The 21552-nt window shown below is 43.8% G+C and carries 18 protein-coding genes, 1 tRNA gene and 1 pseudogene; 14 read left to right on the top strand and 6 right to left on the bottom strand.

The features are described 5' to 3' along the window. Window positions 1-164: 164 nt before the first annotated feature. A complete protein-coding gene (sdhE, locus tag ABR397_RS14810) occupies window positions 165-431 on the top strand; it encodes an FAD assembly factor SdhE (protein ID WP_350306408.1) in 267 nt (88 codons plus the stop codon). Beyond that, window positions 412-819 (top strand): protein YgfX, encoded by a 408-nt coding sequence (locus tag ABR397_RS14805; RefSeq protein WP_350306407.1) that lies wholly within the window; start codon window positions 412-414, stop codon window positions 817-819. Before sdhE ends, ABR397_RS14805 begins: the two co-directional genes overlap by 20 nt. Before the next feature lie 20 nt (window positions 820-839). On the opposite strand, the gene fldB is transcribed toward ABR397_RS14805, so the two are convergent. Continuing rightward, window positions 840-1358 carry a flavodoxin FldB gene (gene fldB / locus ABR397_RS14800; protein WP_350306406.1) on the bottom strand — a complete coding sequence of 173 codons (519 nt, stop codon included), beginning with the start codon at window positions 1356-1358 and terminating at the stop codon, window positions 840-842. A gap of 108 nt (window positions 1359-1466) precedes the next feature. Here fldB and xerD point away from each other — a divergent pair, with 108 nt between their 5' ends. The 8 genes from xerD to ABR397_RS14760 all read left to right on the top strand — a co-directional run bounded on the left by xerD (window position 1467) and on the right by ABR397_RS14760 (window position 10699). After that, on the top strand, window positions 1467-2378 hold the full coding sequence (gene xerD / locus ABR397_RS14795; protein WP_350306405.1) for a site-specific tyrosine recombinase XerD: 912 nt from the start codon (window positions 1467-1469) through the stop codon (window positions 2376-2378). Window positions 2379-2401: 23 nt separating this feature from the next. Next, window positions 2402-3103, top strand: a complete 702-nt coding sequence (gene dsbC / locus ABR397_RS14790; protein ID WP_350306404.1) for a bifunctional protein-disulfide isomerase/oxidoreductase DsbC — start codon at window positions 2402-2404, stop codon at window positions 3101-3103. A 5-nt stretch (window positions 3104-3108) separates the two neighbouring features. Further along, window positions 3109-4842, top strand: coding sequence for a single-stranded-DNA-specific exonuclease RecJ (gene recJ, locus ABR397_RS14785; protein WP_350306403.1), 1734 nt, complete (start codon window positions 3109-3111; stop codon window positions 4840-4842). A 136-nt stretch (window positions 4843-4978) separates the two neighbouring features. Further along, a protein-coding gene (prfB, locus tag ABR397_RS14780) for a peptide chain release factor 2 (RefSeq protein WP_350306402.1) occupies window positions 4979-6077 on the top strand; the annotation gives its coding sequence in 2 pieces (ribosomal slippage) (window positions 4979-5053 and window positions 5055-6077; 1098 coding nt in all). Between the two features lie 9 nt (window positions 6078-6086). Further along, window positions 6087-7601 carry a lysine--tRNA ligase gene (gene lysS, locus ABR397_RS14775; protein ID WP_350306401.1) on the top strand — a complete coding sequence of 505 codons (1515 nt, stop codon included), beginning with the start codon at window positions 6087-6089 and terminating at the stop codon, window positions 7599-7601. 151 nt (window positions 7602-7752) lie between these two features. Continuing rightward, a tRNA-Gly gene (locus tag ABR397_RS14770) sits at window positions 7753-7826 on the top strand. Between the two features lie 198 nt (window positions 7827-8024). Next, the gene (locus ABR397_RS14765; protein ID WP_350306400.1) at window positions 8025-8657 is read left to right on the top strand and encodes a CatB-related O-acetyltransferase; all 633 of its coding nucleotides are present in this window, start codon (window positions 8025-8027) and stop codon (window positions 8655-8657) included. 368 nt (window positions 8658-9025) lie between these two features. Further along, the gene (locus tag ABR397_RS14760) at window positions 9026-10699 is read left to right on the top strand and encodes a cyclic peptide export ABC transporter (RefSeq protein ID WP_350306399.1); all 1674 of its coding nucleotides are present in this window, start codon (window positions 9026-9028) and stop codon (window positions 10697-10699) included. Between the two features lie 63 nt (window positions 10700-10762). Here ABR397_RS14760 and ABR397_RS14755 read toward each other — a convergent pair. The 4 genes and pseudogenes from ABR397_RS14755 to prpR all read right to left on the bottom strand — a co-directional run. Beyond that, window positions 10763-10849: pseudogene (locus tag ABR397_RS14755) on the bottom strand (IS200/IS605 family transposase); the annotation flags it as partial. Between the two features lie 100 nt (window positions 10850-10949). Next, window positions 10950-11153, bottom strand: a complete 204-nt coding sequence (locus ABR397_RS14750) for a type II toxin-antitoxin system YafO family toxin (RefSeq protein WP_350306418.1) — start codon at window positions 11151-11153, stop codon at window positions 10950-10952. Next, a complete protein-coding gene (locus ABR397_RS14745; RefSeq protein WP_350306398.1) occupies window positions 11150-11347 on the bottom strand; it encodes a hypothetical protein in 198 nt (65 codons plus the stop codon). The genes ABR397_RS14750 and ABR397_RS14745 overlap by 4 nt, the downstream gene beginning before the upstream one ends. 527 nt (window positions 11348-11874) lie before the next feature. Next, complete coding sequence (prpR, locus tag ABR397_RS14740) at window positions 11875-13530, bottom strand: propionate catabolism operon regulatory protein PrpR (RefSeq protein WP_350306397.1); 1656 nt, start codon at window positions 13528-13530, stop codon at window positions 11875-11877. 302 nt (window positions 13531-13832) lie between these two features. On the opposite strand from prpR, the gene prpB reads away from it, so the two are divergent. The 4 genes from prpB to ABR397_RS14720 all read left to right on the top strand — a co-directional run bounded on the left by prpB (window position 13833) and on the right by ABR397_RS14720 (window position 19415). Further along, window positions 13833-14723, top strand: a complete 891-nt coding sequence (gene prpB / locus ABR397_RS14735) for a methylisocitrate lyase (protein ID WP_350306396.1) — start codon at window positions 13833-13835, stop codon at window positions 14721-14723. A gap of 61 nt (window positions 14724-14784) precedes the next feature. Next, entirely contained in the window at window positions 14785-15951 is a 1167-nt protein-coding gene (gene prpC, locus ABR397_RS14730; protein ID WP_350306395.1) for a bifunctional 2-methylcitrate synthase/citrate synthase, read from the top strand. 55 nt (window positions 15952-16006) lie between these two features. After that, window positions 16007-17458, top strand: a complete 1452-nt coding sequence (locus ABR397_RS14725) for a bifunctional 2-methylcitrate dehydratase/aconitate hydratase (RefSeq protein ID WP_350306394.1) — start codon at window positions 16007-16009, stop codon at window positions 17456-17458. A gap of 70 nt (window positions 17459-17528) precedes the next feature. After that, on the top strand, window positions 17529-19415 hold the full coding sequence (locus ABR397_RS14720) for a propionate--CoA ligase (protein ID WP_350306393.1): 1887 nt from the start codon (window positions 17529-17531) through the stop codon (window positions 19413-19415). A 155-nt stretch (window positions 19416-19570) separates the two neighbouring features. Here the strand turns inward: ABR397_RS14720 and ABR397_RS14715 are convergent, their stop codons facing one another. Then, window positions 19571-21301, bottom strand: a complete 1731-nt coding sequence (locus ABR397_RS14715) for a hypothetical protein (protein ID WP_350306392.1) — start codon at window positions 21299-21301, stop codon at window positions 19571-19573. Between the last annotated feature and the right edge of the window lie 251 nt (window positions 21302-21552).

Raw genomic sequence — 21552 nt, 5'->3', positions numbered from 1 at the left:
CAGTCAGATATTTGAGCCAATGATGCATCATGGTAAAAGAGCTGAAGCACAATGCAAGTAGTTATTATTGCGATTAGCTGGCATGATGCATGAGTTTGCCGGGCGATTTAATGGCTGATGGTTTTAAGATAAACAATGAGAATTAAAAAGGGGATTTTTTGAACATGGATATTAATAATAAAGCACGTATACACTGGGCATGTCGGCGTGGAATGCGTGAGTTGGATATTTCAATTATGCCATTTTTTAAGCATGAATATGACTCACTGAGTGATGATGATAAACACCTTTTTATTCGCTTACTTGAATGTGCTGATCCTGATCTGTTCAACTGGTTGATGAATCATGGACGTCCGGAAGATGAGGCGCTATTCCGCATGATTAAACTTATTCAGAATAGAAATAAAGCTCGTGGTCCTGTGGAAATGTGATCTCAGGGTATCTTGGAATACCCAGCTTATTTCCACCTGCGTCCATGGTGTGATAGCGTTTATCGTATTGTTGGCTCCGTGGCCGGCGGATGATTCTATTTTCTGGCTTCCTTTGGTACTGTTGATCATTGCCAGTTGGGGGCGTAGTCAGAAAAATATCCGGAAATTACAAGGGCCTTTGGTTCTGCTCAATAATAATAAGTTGCAATGGAAAAAGCACGAGTGGCAAATTATCCGGCAGCCGTGGGGGTGTCGCTATGGCGTGCTGATCACAGCGCAATCTTTTTATAACCGGAAAAAAATCCGATTATGGATAGCATCCGATAGCATGCCACAGGATGAGTGGAGGAATATCAACCAATTATTGTTGCAATATCCTGATATCTGATTGAGCTGAAATTGTTTTGATTAAAATAAAGGTTCCATTTCTTGCAGGATCTGCATACACCATTGTGATAAACGATCATCAGTTTGCTCAAATTGGTTTACGTCATCCAGAGCCAGCCCGACAAATTGCGAACCATTATCAGTTAATGGCTTCGGGCTGGTAAATTCATAACCTTCTGTGGGCCAAAAGCCAATGAAATGTACACCAGAAGGGCGTAAATGGTGATATAGCATACCGAGAGCATCAAGGAACCATTCGCCGTAATCAATTTGATCACCCATACCGTACATGGCGACGATTTTTCCCTGTAAATTAAGGGAAGGAAGTTGATCCCAGATAACCAGCCAATCTTCCTGCAATTCACCAAAATCCCATGTTGGGATACCAAGAATCAGTACCGAATACTCTTCCATTAATTCAGGTGTTGTCTCTTTAATATCGTGGAGATCAACCAAATCTTCGCCGAGGATATCGCGAATTTTCTCTGCTACCATTTCGGTGTAGCAAGTGCTAGAGCCGTAAAAAAGACCAATCTTCATCATTAATCATTATGGTTTTTGAATATCTGGGGTGGCATTGTAACAGAATAATTGCTTTTTCAGGCATAATAGCCAGCAGAGATATGCAGATTTAAGGAAAAGAGTTTCGTGTCAAAACAACAAACTCAGTTGACAAATCCACTGATAGAACAATTTCTTGATGCTATTTGGCTGGAACATGATCTTGCAGAAAATACGCTTGTTTCTTACCGGCTGGATTTACAGGCGCTGGATAATTGGTTAATACATCATGGTCATGATTTATTATCTGTCCAGTCGATTGATTTGCAGTCTTTTCTGGCAGAACGAGTGGATGGAGGGTATAAAGCCAGTAGCTCGGCGCGTTTATTGAGCGCCATGCGTCAGTTATTTCTCTATTTTTACCGGGAAAAAATGCGGGAAGATGATCCGACAGCGCTTTTATCTGCACCGAAATTACCAAAGCGGTTGCCGAAAGATTTAAGTGAAAAGCAAGTAGAAGATTTGCTTAATACACCTTGCACAGATCAACCTGTGGAGCTAAGGGATAAGGCGATGCTTGAAGTGCTTTATGCCTGTGGCTTGCGGGTATCTGAGTTGGTGGGGCTGACACTGTCTGATGTTAGTTTGCGTCAAGGCGTGGTGAGAGTCATTGGTAAAGGGAATAAAGAACGACTGGTACCTTTAGGAGAAGAGGCCGTTTATTGGCTAGAGAATTATCTGGAGTATGGGAGAGCTGGGTTGCTGAATGGTGCAACATTGGATGTGCTTTTTCCCAGCAACCGGGGGCGGCAAATGACCCGACAGACTTTCTGGCATCGCATTAAACATTATGCTGTATTGGCCGGGATTGATACTGAACGGTTATCTCCTCATGTTTTGCGCCATGCATTTGCAACACATTTGCTTAATCATGGCGCTGATTTACGGGTTGTGCAAATGTTGCTGGGGCATAGCGATCTATCCACAACACAAATATATACTCATGTCGCAACCGAGCGGCTTAGATTGTTACATCAACAACATCATCCGCGTGGGTGAGCATGGATTTAAAGGAACTGAAAATGAAAAAAAGTGGGTTATGTTTTTCTCTTTTGCTGGCCTTATTTAGCGGAAATGCGCTTGCTGATGATGACGCGGTTCATGGCGCGATGCAAAAGCTGGGGATCAAAGCAGAAAATATCCAGCCATCGCCGATTGTCGGCTTGAATACGATAGTGACTGAGCACGGTATCATTTATCTGTCTGATGATGGCAAGTATTTATTGCAAGGGCCAATTTACGATGTCAGCGGCAGCACTCCGGTGAATGTCAGTAATCAATTGTTGATGAAAAAGCTGGAAGCGATGAAAGACCAAATGATTGTTTACAAAGCGCCGAAAGAGAAGCATGTTGTTACTATTTTCACTGATATTACATGTGGTTACTGCCATAAATTGCATGAAGAGATGAAAGAATACAATAAACTTGGCATTACTATTCGCTATTTGGCATTCCCTCGTCAGGGGATGCAGCATCAGTCCGCTAAAGATATGCAATCTATCTGGTGCAGTGCAACACCACAAAAATCACTGGATGCTGCGTTTAAAAATGAGAGCATTTCGCCAATCAAAGATTGTAAAGTGGATATCGCTAACCATTATAAATTGGGAGTCCAATTTGGTGTACAGGGAACACCGGCAATTATTCTTAAAGATGGCAGCTTGTTAGGTGGATATATGCCGCCGGAAGCGCTGGCAAAAGCATTAGATCAGCGTGGTAAATAAGTTTAGTGAATATTGAAACACAACTCCGCCGCCGCCCGGCGGTGGATGATAGTCATCTTCCACAACAGACTCATCCATTATTGCGCCGTTTATATGCCATTCGTGGCATCCAGCAAGCTAATGAATTGGAACGCAGTGTTCAGGGATTACTGAATTACCAGCATTTGAGTGGTGTGGAACAGGCGGTAACGCTATTGTTGACCGCACTTTATGAACACTGGCGTATCGTTATTGTCGGTGATTTTGATGCTGACGGTGCAACCAGTACTGCACTGGCGATCCGCTCGCTACGGGCGATGGGCTACCGTAATCTTGATTATCTGGTGCCCAATCGTTTCGAAGATGGTTACGGTTTAAGCCCACAAGTGGTAGAAGAGGTTGTCAAGAAAGGCGCTGACCTGATTATTACTGTGGATAATGGTATCTCTTCCCATGAAGGCGTTGTAGCTGCACATCATCATCATATGAAAGTGATTGTGACTGATCATCACTTGCCGGGAGAAATTCTGCCCGCCGCTGATGCCATTATTAACCCCAATCTATCCGATTGTTTATTCCCGTCTAAATCATTGGCAGGGGTTGGCGTCACATTTTATCTGATGTCGGCTTTAAGGACTGCGCTGAGAAAAGAACAATGGTTTGAAAAACAGGGAATTGCGCTGCCAAATCTGGCAGAAATGCTGGATCTGGTTGCGTTGGGCACTGTTGCTGATGTTGTCCCTTTGGATACCAATAACCGGATTCTGGTTTATCAGGGATTAAACCGCATCCGCGCAGGGCGCTGCTGTGCCGGGATCCGCGCATTACTGGAAGTTTCTAAACGTGATGCTTATAAGCTGGCCGCCAGCGATTTGGGCTTCTTTCTTGGACCAAGGTTGAATGCAGCCGGTCGTTTGGATGACATGTCCATTGGCGTCGCTTTATTGCTCACTGACGATATGGCAAAGGCCCGTCAGATAGCTTGCGAACTGGACAGTCTTAACCATACCCGTCGTGAAATAGAGCAGGGAATGCAGCAGGAAGCACTGCAAATCTGCAACAAACTTGAACGTACCCGCACTGAATTGCCTTATGGTTTGGCGCTCTATCATCCAGAATGGCATCAAGGGGTGGTGGGAATTTTGGCTTCCCGAATTAAAGAGCGTTTTCACCGGCCTGTTATCGCTTTTGCACCGGCGGGTGATGGTATTTTAAAAGGTTCTGGCCGTTCAGTTCAGGGGCTACATATGCGTGATGCCCTTGAACGACTTGATACTTTAAATCCGGGGCTGATACTTAAATTTGGCGGTCATGCAATGGCTGCCGGATTGTCACTTGAACAGGATAAATTTGAACAATTCCAGCATCATTTTTCCACGTTAATGTCGGACTGGCTGGATATTTCGCAACTTGAAGGCGTTATCTGGAGTGATGGCGAGTTGGCAATGAATGAACTGTCATTGGAAATTGCTGAAATCCTGCGTGATGGCGGCCCTTGGGGGCAAGCTTTCCCGGAGCCTGTTTTTGACGGTAAATTCAGGTTGCTGCAACAACGCATTGTGGGAGAGCGTCATTTAAAAGTGATGATAGAACCCTTAAATGGTGGGCCGATGCTGGATGGCATCGCATTCAATATCGATCTTGCCCGCTGGCCGGATAACAGCGTCCGTGAAGTGGAAATTGCCTATAAACTGGACGTTAATGAATTCCGGGGCAACCGTAATGTGCAGCTTTTGATCCAGCATCTTTGGCCTTATTAAAAAATAGTCACGTATTCAAATGAGAGTACGTGACAAATCTATTGAAATGCTATAAACCCTTTGCCAAATCCGTTACAATACGCGGTTCGAAAAATATCCCATTTATCTACGACTACACAACGTAAGACACTAAAATATGTTTGAAATTAATCCGGTAAAAAACCACATTCAGGACCTGTCTGAACGGACAACGGTTCTGAGGGGGTATCTTTGACTACGATGCCAAGAAAGAACGTTTAGAAGAAGTTAACGCCGAACTGGAACAGCCTGATGTCTGGAATGAGCCGGAACGGGCGCAGGCTTTGGGTAAAGAACGCTCCTCACTGGAAGAGATTGTTGAGACTATCGATCAGCTTGAACAGGGGCTGGAAGATGTACAAGGCTTGTTGGAATTGGCGGTAGAAGCTGACGATGAAGAGACGTTTAATGAAGCCATAGCAGAACTGGAACAGCTTGAAGGTAAACTTGGTCAGTTAGAATTCCGTCGTATGTTCTCTGGTGAGTACGACAGTGCTAACTGCTACCTTGATTTACAGGCAGGCTCTGGTGGTACGGAAGCACAGGATTGGGCAAGTATGCTGATGCGTATGTACCTGCGCTGGGCTGAATCTAAAGGTTTTAAAACTGAAATCATCGAAGAATCCGATGGTGAAGTTGCCGGCTTGAAATCCGCGACCATCAAGATCATGGGCGATTATGCTTATGGTTGGTTGCGTACTGAAACTGGAGTTCACCGTTTAGTACGTAAAAGCCCATTTGATTCCGGCGGCCGTCGCCACACTTCATTCAGTTCTGCATTCATCTATCCCGAAGTGGATGATGATATTGATATTGAAATCAACCCGGCAGACTTACGTATCGATGTGTATCGCGCATCAGGCGCAGGTGGTCAGCACGTTAACAAAACCGAATCTGCGGTGCGTATTACCCATATTCCAACCAACATTGTGACTCAGTGTCAGAATGATCGTTCTCAGCATAAAAACAAAGACCAAGCCATGAAGCAGTTGAAAGCGAAGCTGTATGAGCTGGAAATGCAGAAGAAAAATGCTGATAAGCAGGTTATGGAAGAAAATAAATCGGATATCGGCTGGGGCAGCCAAATCCGCTCTTATGTTCTGGATGACTCACGGATCAAAGATTTGCGCACAGGCGTTGAAACCCGCAACACACAATCTGTGCTGGATGGTGATTTGGACAAATTCATTGAAGCAAGCCTTAAAGCTGGCTTGTGAGGAACTAATATGTCAAAACAACAACAGGGCGCAGAACAGGCTCCCGATTTAAATAATGAACTGCAAACCCGCCGCGAAAAACTGGCGGCTTTACGGGAAAATAGTGTTGCTTTCCCGAGTGATTTCCGTCGTGAAAACATTTCAGGAGATTTGCACGCGCAATACGACGACAAAACTCAGGAAGAGCTGGAAGCACTGAATATTGAAGTGACGGTTGGCGGTCGCATGATGACCCGCCGTATCATGGGCAAAGCTTCTTTCGTCACGCTACAGGATATGGGCGGTCGTATTCAGTTATACGTTGCCCGTGACGATTTGCCGGAAGGTATTTATAACGAACAGTTTAAAAAATGGGACCTGGGAGACATTCTGGGCGCTCGCGGCAAACTGTTTAAAACCAAAACCGGTGAACTTTCCATTCACTGTACTGAACTGCGTCTGCTGACAAAAGCGCTGCGCCCATTGCCGGATAAATTCCACGGACTGGCTGATCAGGAAACCCGTTACCGCCAGCGCTACTTGGATCTGATCGCTAACGAAGAATCGCGCAAGACTTTCCAGATTCGCTCTCAGGTTTTATCTGAATTGCGTAACTTCATGGTCAGTAAACGCTTTATGGAAGTGGAAACACCAATGATGCAGGCGATCCCGGGTGGCGCGTCGGCCCGTCCGTTTATCACTCACCACAATGCGCTGGATATTGACATGTATCTGCGTATTGCGCCGGAGCTTTACCTGAAACGTCTGGTTGTAGGTGGTTTTGAACGTGTGTTTGAAATTAACCGTAACTTCCGTAACGAAGGCGTCTCTCCGCGTCATAACCCTGAGTTCACCATGATGGAACTCTATATGGCTTACGCGGATTACCAAGATCTGATTGTTTTGATTGAAGAACTGTTCCGTACTTTGACGCAAAATATTTTGGGCAATACATTGGTTAAATATGGTGAGCAGGAATTTGATTTCGGTAAACCCTTTGCCAAAATGAGTATGAAAGAAGCGATCTGTAAATATCGTCCTGAAACCAATATGGCTGATTTGGATGATATGGACAAAGCAGCAGCTATCGCTGAATCACTTGGTATTGAAGTGGAAAAAGGTTGGGGCCTTGGTCGCGTTCAGTGTGAAATCTTCGAAGAAACTGCTGAAAGCCACCTAATTCAACCGACATTTATCACTGAATATCCGGCAGAAGTTTCCCCGCTGGCTCGCCGTAATGATGAAAACCCGTTTATCACCGACCGTTTTGAATTCTTTATTGGCGGACGTGAAATTGGCAACGGCTTCTCAGAATTGAACGACGCTGAAGATCAGGCGGAACGTTTTGCTGAACAAGTTCGTCAGAAAGACGAAGGTGATGATGAAGCCATGTTCTATGATGAAGATTATGTCACGGCTCTGGAGCACGGCATGCCGCCAACCGCAGGTTTGGGTATTGGTATTGACCGTATGATAATGCTGTTTACTGACAGCCATACCATTCGTGACGTTATTCTGTTCCCGGCAATGCGCCCACAGAAATAACAGCCAGAATTCAACTTCAAATTGCAACTCCCTATGGCATAACCGCCAAGGGAGTTTTTATTTTCAACTGCCTGAAATATAGGCAACTTAAACAGATAACTGCTTGCTGGTCTCTATGGAGTCGCTATAATAAAATGTATTACATCCAAATGCGGGCGTAGTTCAATGGCAGAACGATAGCTTCCCAAGCTCTATACGAGGGTTCGATTCCCTTCGCCCGCTCCAGTTTTACTGCTTCTTAAAAGTTCGCACGCATAGTTTTCATTGAAAATATATCCATTGATATAAGTATTGGCTAATATGAAAAAAATCCCACGATTAAACCAGCCTCGAATCAGTCACAAATGATGTATTTTTGAATGCGGATACATCACCATGGAAAGCATTCTATGGTAAGGAAATAATCAATAGAGGTTGTTTACCATGAAAGAAAAACATTGGTCAAAAACTCAATTTTTACATGAAGTTGTCACCAATCAAAATATTATCATCAAAGGAACCCATAGCTACTATAGTGATTGCTGGAGTGGTGGTTTTGAAGAGTCTGTCGTTCGCTATTTGTATGGTGATAAAATCAGTCTTCAATGGGAGTCTAAGTGGTCAATTGATAAATTGTATATTGGCGATTATGTTTGCATAGCTGCTGAAACCATCATTCTTATGGGTGGAAACAATACGCACAGAGCAGATTGGTTCTGTTTATATCCATTCATGGAATTCATTGAAGACGCCTATGTAGGCAAAGGAGACACGCATATTCATGATGGTGTGTGGCTTGGTATGCGTTCAATGATTATGCCAGGCGTCACCATTGGTGAAGGTGCTATAGTCGCTGCTAATAGCGTCGTCACTAAAGATGTTGCGCCATACAGTATTGTGGCTGGAACACCTGCGAAATTAGTTAAATATCGATTTGAACCACACATCATAAATGAGCTGCTTGGATTAAAAATATATGATTGGTCAGAAAAGAAATTTAATGCTTTAAAATCATATCTCTGTTCTTCAGATATTGAGGCGTTAAAATCTGCTGTAAAATCATATTCAGAGAAATAGTTAATTAATATTGTTAGTACATCAACTACTTATCTGTTAGTAAAATTTGCCATAAACTTTCGTTTAATACAGTCTCTTAATTAGGCTTTCTGATTAAGAGACTGAGTAAGGCGGTAGCATTCAACTATATTATTGTAACTCTCCGACAAAAATTTTTATTTAAAAAATTGAATTTAATATATCAGGAACTGCTCGACATTATACAATATAGCTGTCAATATTTACCGACCTATAAGTGATAGCAATGAGGTGAAAAGCTTTATCATGTAACTTTCAATTTGTTGATCTGAGAGGATGTATCACTTTGTGGTAAAGTAATGGTTGTTAAGGGCTAATGATAACAAAATATTATTTAAGGATTAATGTCGATGATCTCTGATTTAGTTAAATCCAATAGGTTAAAGATTATTTTCAATAGTATTGTTGGTGCTTTCAGTGCTTTCTTTAGTATATGGTTAATCTCCTTGATTACCGATGATGCGTTGGGGCAGATTAATACTGACTTGACATTATGGGCAGTCAAGTTTTTATCCGGATTAGTTTGCTTATTCATTGTGAGTTCTGTTGCCAACTACCTAATGACAAAATTAAGCGTTAAGATTATTTTTGAAGTTCGCAGCACCTTGGTGAGGCGTATTTTGAATACCCCGTATGCCATTTTGGATAGAATTGGTGGGCATAGAGTTCAGGCCAGTTTAACATCTGATGTTAGTGATATCTCCATGGCTATTTCTATCATGCCGCAGTTTATTTATCACGTAATTACAGTGGTTGCGTGCTTAGGTTTTCTGGCATTTAGATCAATTGAATTGTTTATGGTAATTCTGGTGATTTTTCCATTTGGGCTTTTGGTTTCACGTTACTTCATTAATAAAGGCGAAGCTTATGATGAGATATATCGTGATGATTATGATGAGCTTCATGAACAATTCAAAAGTCTGGTGGATGGAGTTAAAGAGCTTAATAATAATAAAAAGCGTAAGCGTTCGTTTTTTAATCGTGGAATTTTGCCAGCATTAAGAAAGATTAATGAATCTGATCTTAAATCAGAAATTTTTTGGAAACTGAGTGAAAACTGGGGACAAATATTATTATTTCTGGTACTTGGTTCTATTTTATTTTCTCATGCTATGTGGGGAATAGGGGAAAGTAGCGATATTCTTACCTTTATATTTATTATGACCTTTTTACTGGGGCCTGTTGATTTTATTTTGGCATCACAGGAGACCATAGTAAAATCTGTCATCTCTCTGCGTAAGATTGATAGTTTGCAACTTTCCGAAAATTTATCAATGGAGCCGACTCTAACAAACACAGAAAAACAAGATGAATGGTCTCAACTTTCACTGAATTCTATAAGTTTTAAATATACTGGTGAAGAGAATTGTTTTACGGTTGGGCCGATTAATTTGGATATTAAGCGTGGTGAAATTATCATTATTAAAGGTGGTAATGGCAGTGGTAAATCAACTTTTGCCAAATTATTGATTGGTTTGTTGAATAAAACTGAAGGTCATATTTTAATAGATGGTAAAGAGATTAATAAAGATAATCTAGAGAATTATCTCAATATGTACAGTGTTATTCATTCAGATTTTTATCTGTTTGATACTGTGATTAATCGCAAAGGTGAACCGGCAGATGATGAGCTGACTCGCCAATATCTGGAAAAATTGAATTTGTCAGAAAAAGTAACGGTTAAAGATGGCAAGTTATCGACCACTAAGCTTTCTCATGGTCAACGTAAACGCTTGGCTCTTGTGATCTCTTATATGGAAGATGCTCCTATTTGTCTATTTGATGAGTGGGCGGCGGATCAAGATCCTCACCATAGAAATTTTTTCTATCGTGAATTACTTCCTGAGATGAAGCGCAATGGAAAAACGATCATAGTTATTAGTCATGACGATAAATATTTTGATGCTGCGGACAGAATTATCACTATGGAGAGTGGCTTGGTGGATAATGTTGAAGTCAACACGTACCCCAATAAAGTAGAAAATGCTGTTTTAAATCCGGCACTTTCTACTATTGAATCATAATAGAAGATATATTAGCAATTGCCCTGTAAACCGTCGCCCAATCGGGCGGCGATATAAGGGGAGCTAATCCGGGGTTTCCTGCGATCTGACATAGGTTTTCAACGTTTCAATCGTTGCGCCGCCTGCACTACATGCAAAATAAGATCGTGATCATTAAGAACCATGCTGGTGGTTCTAACCTCTTTATCAACGATAGAAACACCAGCTTGAACGCTACCTTAGATATAAAACCCAGAAACGGCAGTCAAATCTAATAATATGTGAGTAGACCTAATTGAGGCTGATTGAGGGACTGGAAGTCACTCTCAGTTATCTCAATGATATCGGGAAGCATAGCATCTATTTTTTCATGTGCGTCAGGTACAATGATCGCTATGATTTGAAATGTATCCGATCGCTCCCAATGCCTAGCATAAACAAGATAGTTATTGCTTGTACGCGCAGACTGCCTTATGTCCGAGCTCCAGAAGCCTTTATGTGAATCTTGAGGATTCCCGATGATTGGGCATTTTGGTTTCTTTCAAAACCGCCATTTCTTCCTAACCTTCCCGAAACGGATTCTCCGTTTAGATAAAGCGACAGTTCCCTTGCATATCCTTGAATTGTTGTATTAGAGGCTAATGACGCGTGAATAGTGACGTTTGCCATTAACGCCACCCCGATGTTTTAATCCTAAGTAGTCTCCTGGACGCTGATAATGCCATAGCAAAACTTTCTTCAGTGCCTTCAACGCTGCTGTCAACCGTCGGGATCGGAGATGTAAATTGTTCAGCAATCAAAGCAATATTGAGATACGCATTTCTCAAGTTAGATACAGCTCTAATAGAAAATTTTTATGAAAATAAAGGTATCCCTATTCATGAAATAAATTTCATATTTAAAACTAATATTGAAAAAGACATTTCATTTTATTTAGAGTACGGAATAAGAAGAAAGTTAATTTGGATGCCAATAACAGAACTCCATACGTTGAAAATAATGCCAAATATAGTTATTGACGCAATATTGGGAAAAACAACGAACTACATTGTGTCTTTTAACTAAGTTCCCTGATGTTATTCAAACCATGAGGTTTTTTTTTGATCTGCCGACGCAATAGACAACAGTCGGGATAGCAGAATCATATGATAAATAGCGTTTTGATAAAAACGTTGAGCTCTCGTTTTGCATCACCATTAATTCCCGGCCATTTCCTGTTTCAATCGTCGCCACAACGTAGTACGGCTGATCCCCAGATGTTCCGCAGCCGCATGGCGATTGCCGGAAAATCGTTTCAGGGTTTCATGAGCTGAGGGTGGGGCAACAGGTGAAAATGGCATCACCAGAGAGGGCTTCGTACTTTTTTCTATCAGTCTGAGTGCAGGTTGGCGCTCCGGTGAAAGAGCCAATATCAATTCAGGTGTCAATATATGCTCAGTATGGGCGCTGAGGTATAACGCGATTCGCTCCATGAGATTACGCAGTTCCCGAACATTACCGGGCCAATGATAGGTTTGCAATGCCTCCTGACAAGCAGAAAGCTCTTGTACTCTTGACTGCGATACTGGCAAATTCAATGCGGCAAACGCCCGTCGCAGATATTCCAACGCCAATGTACCAATATCGTTGCCTCTTTCTCTGAGAGCGGGGATATTGATCCGCAATACACTCAGGCGATAGAACAGATCGGTCCGAAAACGCCTTTCCTGAACCCAAGTATCCAAATCGCAATGTGTGGCGCAAATAATCCGAACATCAACGGCAATGGGGCGGTGCCCCCCTACTCTGACGACAGATTTTTCTTCCAGCACTCGCAATAACCGTGTCTGAAGAGGCAGTGGCATTTCACCAATTTCATCCAGAAATAGTGTGCCCCGATGGGCAACCTCAAAAAGGCCTGCCCGCCCTCCACGTTGTGAGCCGGTGAAAGCCCCTTCTTCATAACCAAACAATTCAGCTTCCAGCAAGGATTCAGCAATGGCGCCACAGTTAACGGCAACAAACGGGCGTTGATGTTTGCCTGCAACATGACCATACCGAAGGGCATATTCATGGTGAATGGCTTGTGCCACCAGCTCTTTCCCTGTACCGCTTTCCCCCTGTATCAGAACCGTGGCAGGCGAGCAGGCATATAACATGATGGTGTTGCGCACGTGCTCCATCACAGCTGAATTTCCCCGAATATCATTGAGGGTGTGGCGGGTGCGCAGGGTTTCCTGTATCGGATAAGCAGAAATTGAAATTTGATTGCGCTTGGTCATTCTGGCGATATCTAGTGCATCATGGAATGCCCGGCGAATAGAATCCGCAGAATAGACAAAGACGCCGACAAGTTCAGCCTCATAGGCGAGATCGGTAATCAGCCCGGCACCGACAATGACTTTAATGCCGATAGCCTTTAATGCATTGATCTGAGCCCGAGCATCTTCTTCCGTGATGTAGCTGCGCTGCTCAATACGTAAGTTGAACCGTTGCTGAAATTCTTCCAGCGCAGGCAATGTATTCTGATAGGCGATAACACCAATGCGGGAACTGATTTGTCGTGCACGGGCCAGTGCCTGCATAAAATCAAATCCACTGGCTTCTGCAATGATAACAGGTACTGACAAACGGCTTTTCAAATAGGCGCCATTAGAGCCGGCACAGATCACTGCATCACAACGTTCGATTGTCAGCCGTTTACGAATATGCTGAACCGCATTTTCAAAGCCAAGTTGGATAGGCGTGATATTCGCCTGATGATCGAACTCCGGCGTGATGTCACGGAATAGATCAAAAAGGCGGGAAATGGATACCGTCCAAATGATCGGTTTGTCGCTGTTATCACGCCCTGCTGATGATGTTTCTGCCATTCCATCCTCCTAATATTGTGTGCTGTTTTTATTTTTCCCACCAGAACAATTCCATGTTTCAAAAATGTTTCAATTATTTTTTTGAAACAAAATTAATTTATTATGAAACAAGAACATTTTTGTATCAATGATGCTTTCCTGCAACATTAACCAATGTGCTTAATGTTATTTTTTGATTTAAAAACAATATGTTAATTTCAATCTTATCTTTATTTTTAAATTTATTAGCCATTTTTTACTTTGTTGGCACACACATTGCTTTATAACAAATGTATTTCATTCTAATAACAATGAGGTTATGTATGCCGTTTTCCTCTGCCGGTTTGGCATTTCGTCAGGCTATAGAAGCTGAATCTCCATTACAGGTCGTTGGCGCCATCAATGCCAACCATGCGTTGCTGGCGAAACGGGCGGGCTATAAAGCCATTTATCTTTCTGGCGGCGGTGTATCGGCGGGTTCATTAGGTATGCCTGATCTGGGAATTTCAACGCTGGACGATGTACTGACAGATATCCGCCGTATCACGGACGTCTGTGATTTGCCATTGCTCGTGGATGCTGATATCGGTTTTGGTTCTTCTGCCTTTAATGTGGCCCGCACCGTGCGCTCAATGATTAAAGCCGGCGCTGCGGGGTTGCATATTGAGGATCAAATCGGCGCGAAGCGTTGCGGTCATCGCCCGAATAAAGAGATTGTGTCCAAAGAGGAAATGATTGATCGCATTAAGGCCGCAGTCGATGCCCGTATTGATAAGAATTTCGTCATTATGGCCCGCACTGACGCTTTGGCTGTTGAAGGTTTGGAAGCGGCTCTTGACAGGGCTAAAGCCTATATCGAAGCCGGGGCAGACATGCTGTTTCCTGAGGCAATCACGGAATTACACATGTATAAAACATTTGCGTCAACAACCGGGGTTCCAGTACTTGCCAACATCACTGAATTTGGTGCGACACCACTGTTCACTACCGAAGAGTTGAAAAGTGCAGATGTTTCCATTGCGCTTTACCCGCTTTCTGCTTTCCGGGCAATGAATAAGGCAGCCGAGCAGGTTTACACCACACTTCGCCGCGAAGGAACACAGAAGAATGTGATCAACATGATGCAGACTCGCAATGAGCTATACGAAAACATCAACTACTATGATTTTGAACAAAAACTGGATGCGCTTTTCTCCCAGAAAAAATCTCAATGACGGACAGTTCCACCCAATTTCATCACTTTATATGGCATAAAAAACAGTAGAGGTGAGACCAATGAGCGAACAGAACACGATTACTGAGTCAACTACTTTCAAGCCTAAAAAATCTGTTGCCCTTTCGGGGGTCAGCGCGGGTAACACCGCACTCTGTACAGTTGGGAAAACCGGCAACGATCTGCATTACCGTGGCTACGATATTCTTGATCTTGCAACCCAGTGTGAATTTGAAGAAGCTGCGCACCTGTTGATCCACGAAAAATTGCCTTCCCGCGCTGAACTGGCCGCCTATAAAACGAAACTAAAAGCACTGCGAGGTTTGCCGGGTAGCGTCAAGGCAGCACTGGAAACATTGCCCGCCGCCGCTCATCCGATGGATGTCATGCGTACAGGTGTATCCGTTCTTGGCTGTACATTGCCTGAAAAAGACGATCACAATCTTGCGGGTGCGCGTGATATAGCTGACAAATTACTGGCTTCTCTTAGCTCCATGTTGCTCTACTGGTATCACTATAGCCACAACGGACGCCGTATTGAGGTAGAAACCGATGATGAGTCGATAGGCGGGCATTTTCTTCATCTCTTGCATGGTAAAAAACCCAGTGAATCATGGGAAGAAGCTATGCATATATCCCTGATCCTTTATGCCGAACATGAATTTAACGCCTCGACATTTACCAGCCGGGTTATCGCAGGAACCGGCACAGATATCTACTCCGCCATTATCGGGGCGATTGGCGCACTGAGAGGACCAAAACACGGTGGAGCAAACGAAGTCTCCTTTGAGATTCAGCAGCGCTATGAAAATCCTGACGAAGCAGAGGCAGATATCCTGGCGCGTCTGGCAAGAAAAGAGGTCATTATCGGCTTTGGTCATCCGGTTTACACCATTTCAGATCCCCGTCACAAAGTGATTAAAAATGTGGCTCTGCAACTTTCCAAAGAGGCAGGAACGACCAAAATGTTTGATATTGCGGATCGACTGGAATCTGTAATGTGGGCTAACAAAAAAATGTTTCCGAACCTTGATTGGTTCTCTGCTATTTCCTATCACATGATGGGTGTACCGACAGCGATGTTTACACCGTTGTTTGTGATTGCCCGCACATCGGGATGGGCTGCTCACATCATTGAACAACGTATTGATAACAAAATTATCCGTCCCTCGGCCAATTATACCGGGCCGGAAAATCAGGTATTTACGCCAATTGGCGAGCGTGGATAACGTTATTTTTAGTGCGGTGTTTCCTGCATTCATGTTTTTTTAACAAGGAATTATTATGTCTACCTCTGTAGTAAACAACCGTCCTGAATATGATCAGGTGATTGTGGATATCGTGGATTATGTAATGGCATACCCCATCACATCATCCATCGCCCATGAAACGGCCTATTACTGTTTTCTGGATACGCTAGGCTGTGGGTTGGAGGCGTTGGAATACCCGGCCTGTAAAAAACTGCTGGGGCCTATTGTACCGGGGACGGTTGTGCCTAATGGTGTGCGTGTACCAGGAACGCAGTTCCAGCTTGATCCCGTACAGGCGGCGTTTAACATTGGTACGATGATTCGGTGGCTGGATTTTAATGATACATGGCTGGCGGCTGAATGGGGACATCCGTCCGATAACCTTGGCGGCATACTGGCAGTAGCTGACTGGTTATCAAGAAATGCGGTTGCTTGCGGCAAAAAGCCTCTCACGATCAAAGCCGTTTTGATGGGCATGATCAAAGCACATGAAATTCAGGGATGCCTTGCACTGGAAAATGCATTCAATAAAGTCGGGTTGGATCACGTCGTTCTGGTAAAAGTGGCTTCGACGGCTGTTATTGCTGAAATGCTGGGGTTGAACCGGGAAGAGATCCTGAGTGCGGTATCGCTTGCCTGGGTTGATGGGCAATCGCTGAGAACTTACCGCCATTCCCCCAATACGGGTTCACGTAAATCTTGGGCTGCGGGTGATGCAACATCCCGAGCTGTTCGTCTGGCTCTCATGGCTCAGAAGGGTGAAATGGGATATCCCTCTGTATTAACCGCAAAAACCTGGGGATTCTATGATGTCTTGTTCAATGGGCGGCCTTTCAAATTCCAGCGTGCCTATGGTTCTTATGTGATGGAAAATGTGTTGTTCAAGATCGCTTTCCCGGCGGAATTTCATGCACAAACGGCTGTGGAAGCGGCAATAAGCTTGCATCAACAACTGAAAGACGCTGGCAAGACCATCAATGACATCGCAAAAATCACTATTCGTACTCATGAAGCCTGTATTCGGATTATTGATAAGCAAGGCCCGTTAAACAACCCAGCCGACAGAGACCACTGTATTCAGTATATGGTTGCGGTTCCTTTGATCTTTGGCCGTCTCACCGCTGCGGATTATGAAGATAGCGTTGCGGCAGATCACCGTATTGATGCACTGAGGGAAAGAATAGCGTGTGTTGAAGATGTCAATTTTACCCGTGATTACCACGATCCGGCAAAACGCGCTATTGCTAACGCATTAACCGTTACATTTACAGATGGCAGCCAGCTTGATGAAGTCAAAGTCGAATTCCCTATCGGCCATGCACGCCGCCGCCAAGAAGGCATACCATTATTGCTGAAAAAATTCAGAACCAATCTGGCACGCCAGTTTCCTGAAACACAACAGAGGAAAATTCTGTCTGTTTCCCTTGACCGTCAGCTACTGGAAAACATACCGGTAAACGAATACCTTGATTTGTACGTTATCTAATCTGAAATGCCATCGGCGGTCGCTCTCCCTGAGTGCTGCTCTATCATTTTACGCAGTACCAGGAGAGATTATGTTATTCAAAACTTTTTATCAGCAATCCATTGATGATCCCAACTCTTTCTGGGCTGAACAGGCTAAACGCATTTTCTGGCAACAACCTTTTGAACGGGTTCTGGATCACAGTAACCCACCCTTTGCCCGCTGGTTTTGCGGGGGAAAAACCAACCTGTGTTACAACGCACTGGATCGTTGGTTGGAAAGCCAGCCTGACGCCAAAGCGCTCATCATGATTTCAACAGAAACAAATAGTGAGAAAGTATTTACTTTCAGGGAATTACATCAGGAAGTGAACAGAACGGCGGCCATGATGCTTGCTCTGGGCGTTAAAAAAGGCGACAGGGTTTTGGTTTATATGCCGATGGTTGCCGAAGCGCTGTTTGTTTTGCTCGCTTGTGCCCGTATTGGCGCAGTTCACTCGGTTGTTTTTGGTGGTTTTGCTGCCCAGAGCCTTGCTACACGGTTAGATAATGCCGAACCTGTGCTGGTGGTGTCTGCGGATGCGGGATCTCGCGGTGGAAAAATCATTCCTTACAAACCGTTGCTGGATGAAGCTATCGAACTGGCTAACCACAAACCCCGCCATGTACTGATGGTTAACCGCGGGATGGCTGACATGGTTTGGCTGCCGGAAAGAGATGTTGATTTTGCAACATTGCGACAAAAGTACCTTGATGCTGACGTTCCTGTGACCTGGCTTGAATCAAATGAAACCTCCTGCGTGCTCTATACCTCCGGCACAACGGGCACCCCAAAAGGCGTTCAGCGTGATGTCGGCGGTTATGCTGTCGCATTGGCAACATCCATGGATATCATTTTTGGCGGTAAAGCGGGTGAAGTGTTTTTTTGTACGTCAGATATTGGTTGGGTCTTGGGACATTCTTATATTGCCTATGCCCCTTTAATCGCGGGAATGGCGACGATTATGTATGAAGGGCTGCCGATACAGCCGGATGCCGGCATTTGGTGGCAGATAGTGGAGAAATATCAGGTAACACGGATGTTTTCAGCGCCGACGGCGATTCGTGTATTGAAAAAATACCCGGTTGAATCTATTGCACAATACGATACTTCATCACTTAAGTCGTTGTATTTGGCGGGAGAACCGCTTGATGAACATACTGCTCGTTGGATTACAGAAGCGATCAACACCCCTGTTATTGATAACTACTGGCAGACTGAGACAGGCTGGCCGATTATGGCTATTGCCCGTGCTCTGGATGACAGGCCGAACCGATTTGGCAGCACGGGTTTCCCGATGTATGGCTTTCATGTCAAGCTCATCAATGAACTGACTGGCGAAGAGTGTGGCGATAACGAAAAAGGCCTGCTCGTTATTGAGGGGCCTTTGCCTCCAGGTTGCATTCAAACTATCTATGGTGACGATACACGTTTCATCAATACCTATTGGTGTCGTTTTGACCAGCCTGTTTATTCCACATTTGATTGGGGTATCCGTGACAGTGACGGCTATTACTTTATTTTGGGACGTTCGGATGATGTGATTAATGTTGCGGGACATCGATTGGGAACGCGGGAGATAGAAGAGTGTCTTGCCGGCCATGAAGACGTTGCCGAAGTAGCCGTTATTGGCATCAAGGATACCATCAAGGGACAAACCGCAGTTGCTTTTGCCGTCCTCAAGGACGGGAGGGAAATTCAGAATGCTGAGTATTATTCTTCTCTGGAAAAGGATCTGATGGGCTTGGTGAACAAACAAATTGGCAGCGTGGGCCGCCCGGCGCGGGTATATTTCGTGTCCCAGCTTCCCAAGACTCGTTCAGGAAAAATGTTGCGCCGAACTATGCAGGCAATATGTGAAGGGCGTGAGCCTGGTGATATTTCTCTGATTGAAAACCCTGCCTCTCTGGAGGTTATTCGGGAGGCTGTTTTTTGGTGAATTTTTCGTTATTGATTTGCTAGAAAATTTCATCCCGAAATTTATCCTGTCAGTACATGGTCGTGAACATTTCGATATCGCGTCTACGACCATGATGTAGTATAGAAAATCAGCATATCAAGGTGTTGCTATGCTTGACTCGGTTAGTGAAATGGTTATTGCACCAGATAGAGTGGATGTTTTGTTGGATAGGAATCGTATTCAGTTGACGATACCATCTTAATAGATGATTTATTATCTCTGATTATCTTTAATCCATTCACCGGCCATTTAGCAGAATTAAGAAGAAATGCGGCTGGTTGTCCAGTTGTACCAATAACGGGAGCGCCGACTTTTAATGAAGCGCCATATGGAATGGTATGGAAAATCTCAGGTGTAACTTCAACGAAGTTCTTGGTTAAAAACTGAATTGATCGAATGGAATGAGCTTGAAAACGCGTTCCAGATACAACAAATGTTAAAGGTAAACCGGCTGCTTTAATTCCATAACCTTCGTAGATATTCGCGACCTGACTAGGAAGCATATTCTCACAGCTCATTCCAGCACTGACGTCGATACCAATATGTGCCAAGTTTGTAGGCGACCTACGAGGGAAATTACGCGCAGTCGCATTGATAACATCGATTGGCAGTGTACTGCACTGTCCGGTACTTGAGACAACTGAGTGTTTGTCAGGTCTTGATACAATACCGGGACCTTCTACAGTGGAAGTGCTTAATTGGACATCATTGTAGATTTTCGTAGAGAAGTCTGGAGGATAAAAGCTTAAAGATAGCCTGGAACCATCATTGTGGGCCACGATCCATGCATTGAGCGCATCAGAAAACTGCATATCGACACTTACCCAATAGTTTTGACGGTATCCGGTGTGATTCTCTTCCGTTTTTGTGACAAATCCATTAGGAGTAAGCTCTTCCACTTCACTTTGAAAGGTTGGATCGGGAGATCTTAAGACATATTGTCCACCGCCGCCGTAAATTTTATCTAGGGAATTTTCTCCGGTCGTATCAGTGTACATAAGGTAAAACATGCCATTGAGATAGGATACGGATGGTTGCCCTGCTCCATAGGGATTTCCATCTAGCTTCTTGTTAGCGGGTAAGATTATCGGATTACCATTATTTGCACGTGTCCAATTAATTCCGTCAGTACTTGTTGCGAGGCCAATTTTTGTTATACCTTCAGCATCAACCCGAACGCTGTCCCATCCACCATAATACATATAATATGTACCGTTAACCCGTATGACAGAGGGATCGCAAGTATGGACTTTATCGAATGCGGTTGCTTCCTTGTTAGGAGAAAAAACAATCTGGTAGGGATCTCTACCTCCACGTGCGTGGAAAGGACCATCAAGAGATGAAGATTCGGCATAGAAAATATGGTCACCGGGATGAGTGGGATCGGAACCACACCACCACATCCGATATACCCCGTCCAACATCACGGAAGGTGCATAATTGTATACCCCTCCCTTAACCACAGGACTAATAGAAGTTCGAATGTCTGATGTTGTTAAAGGTATCTCTGTTTGTGCTAATGATGGGGGGGCCAATAATAGTCCACAGAGAATAACCAAGCTTAAGGTGACCAATAAAACATTTCGATAAATCACACGCAAATAGCGAAACAGCAATCCACAATAATGCAAGGAGCAAACTAAAGCATCATTTAATGTGGATCTGTGATTATTTGCCAGATCTGACATTTTAAGTGCATAGTTATTGATGCTTAATTGCTTGATGATGCCCCAAATTTTGGGCTTTTTTTTAATACACAAAGTCACAATTTTCTCCAGAGTTGTAAGTTTAAATAATGGAGCGAGAAAAGTTCTTAGCAAAACCTCTCTAAAATATGCTCCTAAAAAAGATGCAATGACTGGCAACCAGCATTCGTCGCACTAAATTCAGTCGGTGATGGGTAACTTAACCCGCTATACAACCGTCCTTTGTTAGTACATTGCATAAATTAGTGCTGGTTTATTCGAACAGTTCTTGTGCTGGTCTTCTGGTGTGCCTTTATAGGCATCTTCTTACCAATGTCGCTATGACAAAACACTGTCTATCAGCGCTGGTGTAGTACAGTAGTTTGCTGTCATCAGTAGTTATAAAGATAAATTTTTGTATTTTTATCCTG

Origin of the sequence: Photorhabdus viridis, assembly GCF_040256935.1 — a bacterium.
In the GTDB taxonomy this organism is placed as follows: domain Bacteria; phylum Pseudomonadota; class Gammaproteobacteria; order Enterobacterales; family Enterobacteriaceae; genus Photorhabdus; species Photorhabdus viridis.
The sequence above is the reverse complement of the archived record's forward strand: the minus strand, read 5'-3'. Positions and strand labels throughout refer to the sequence as shown.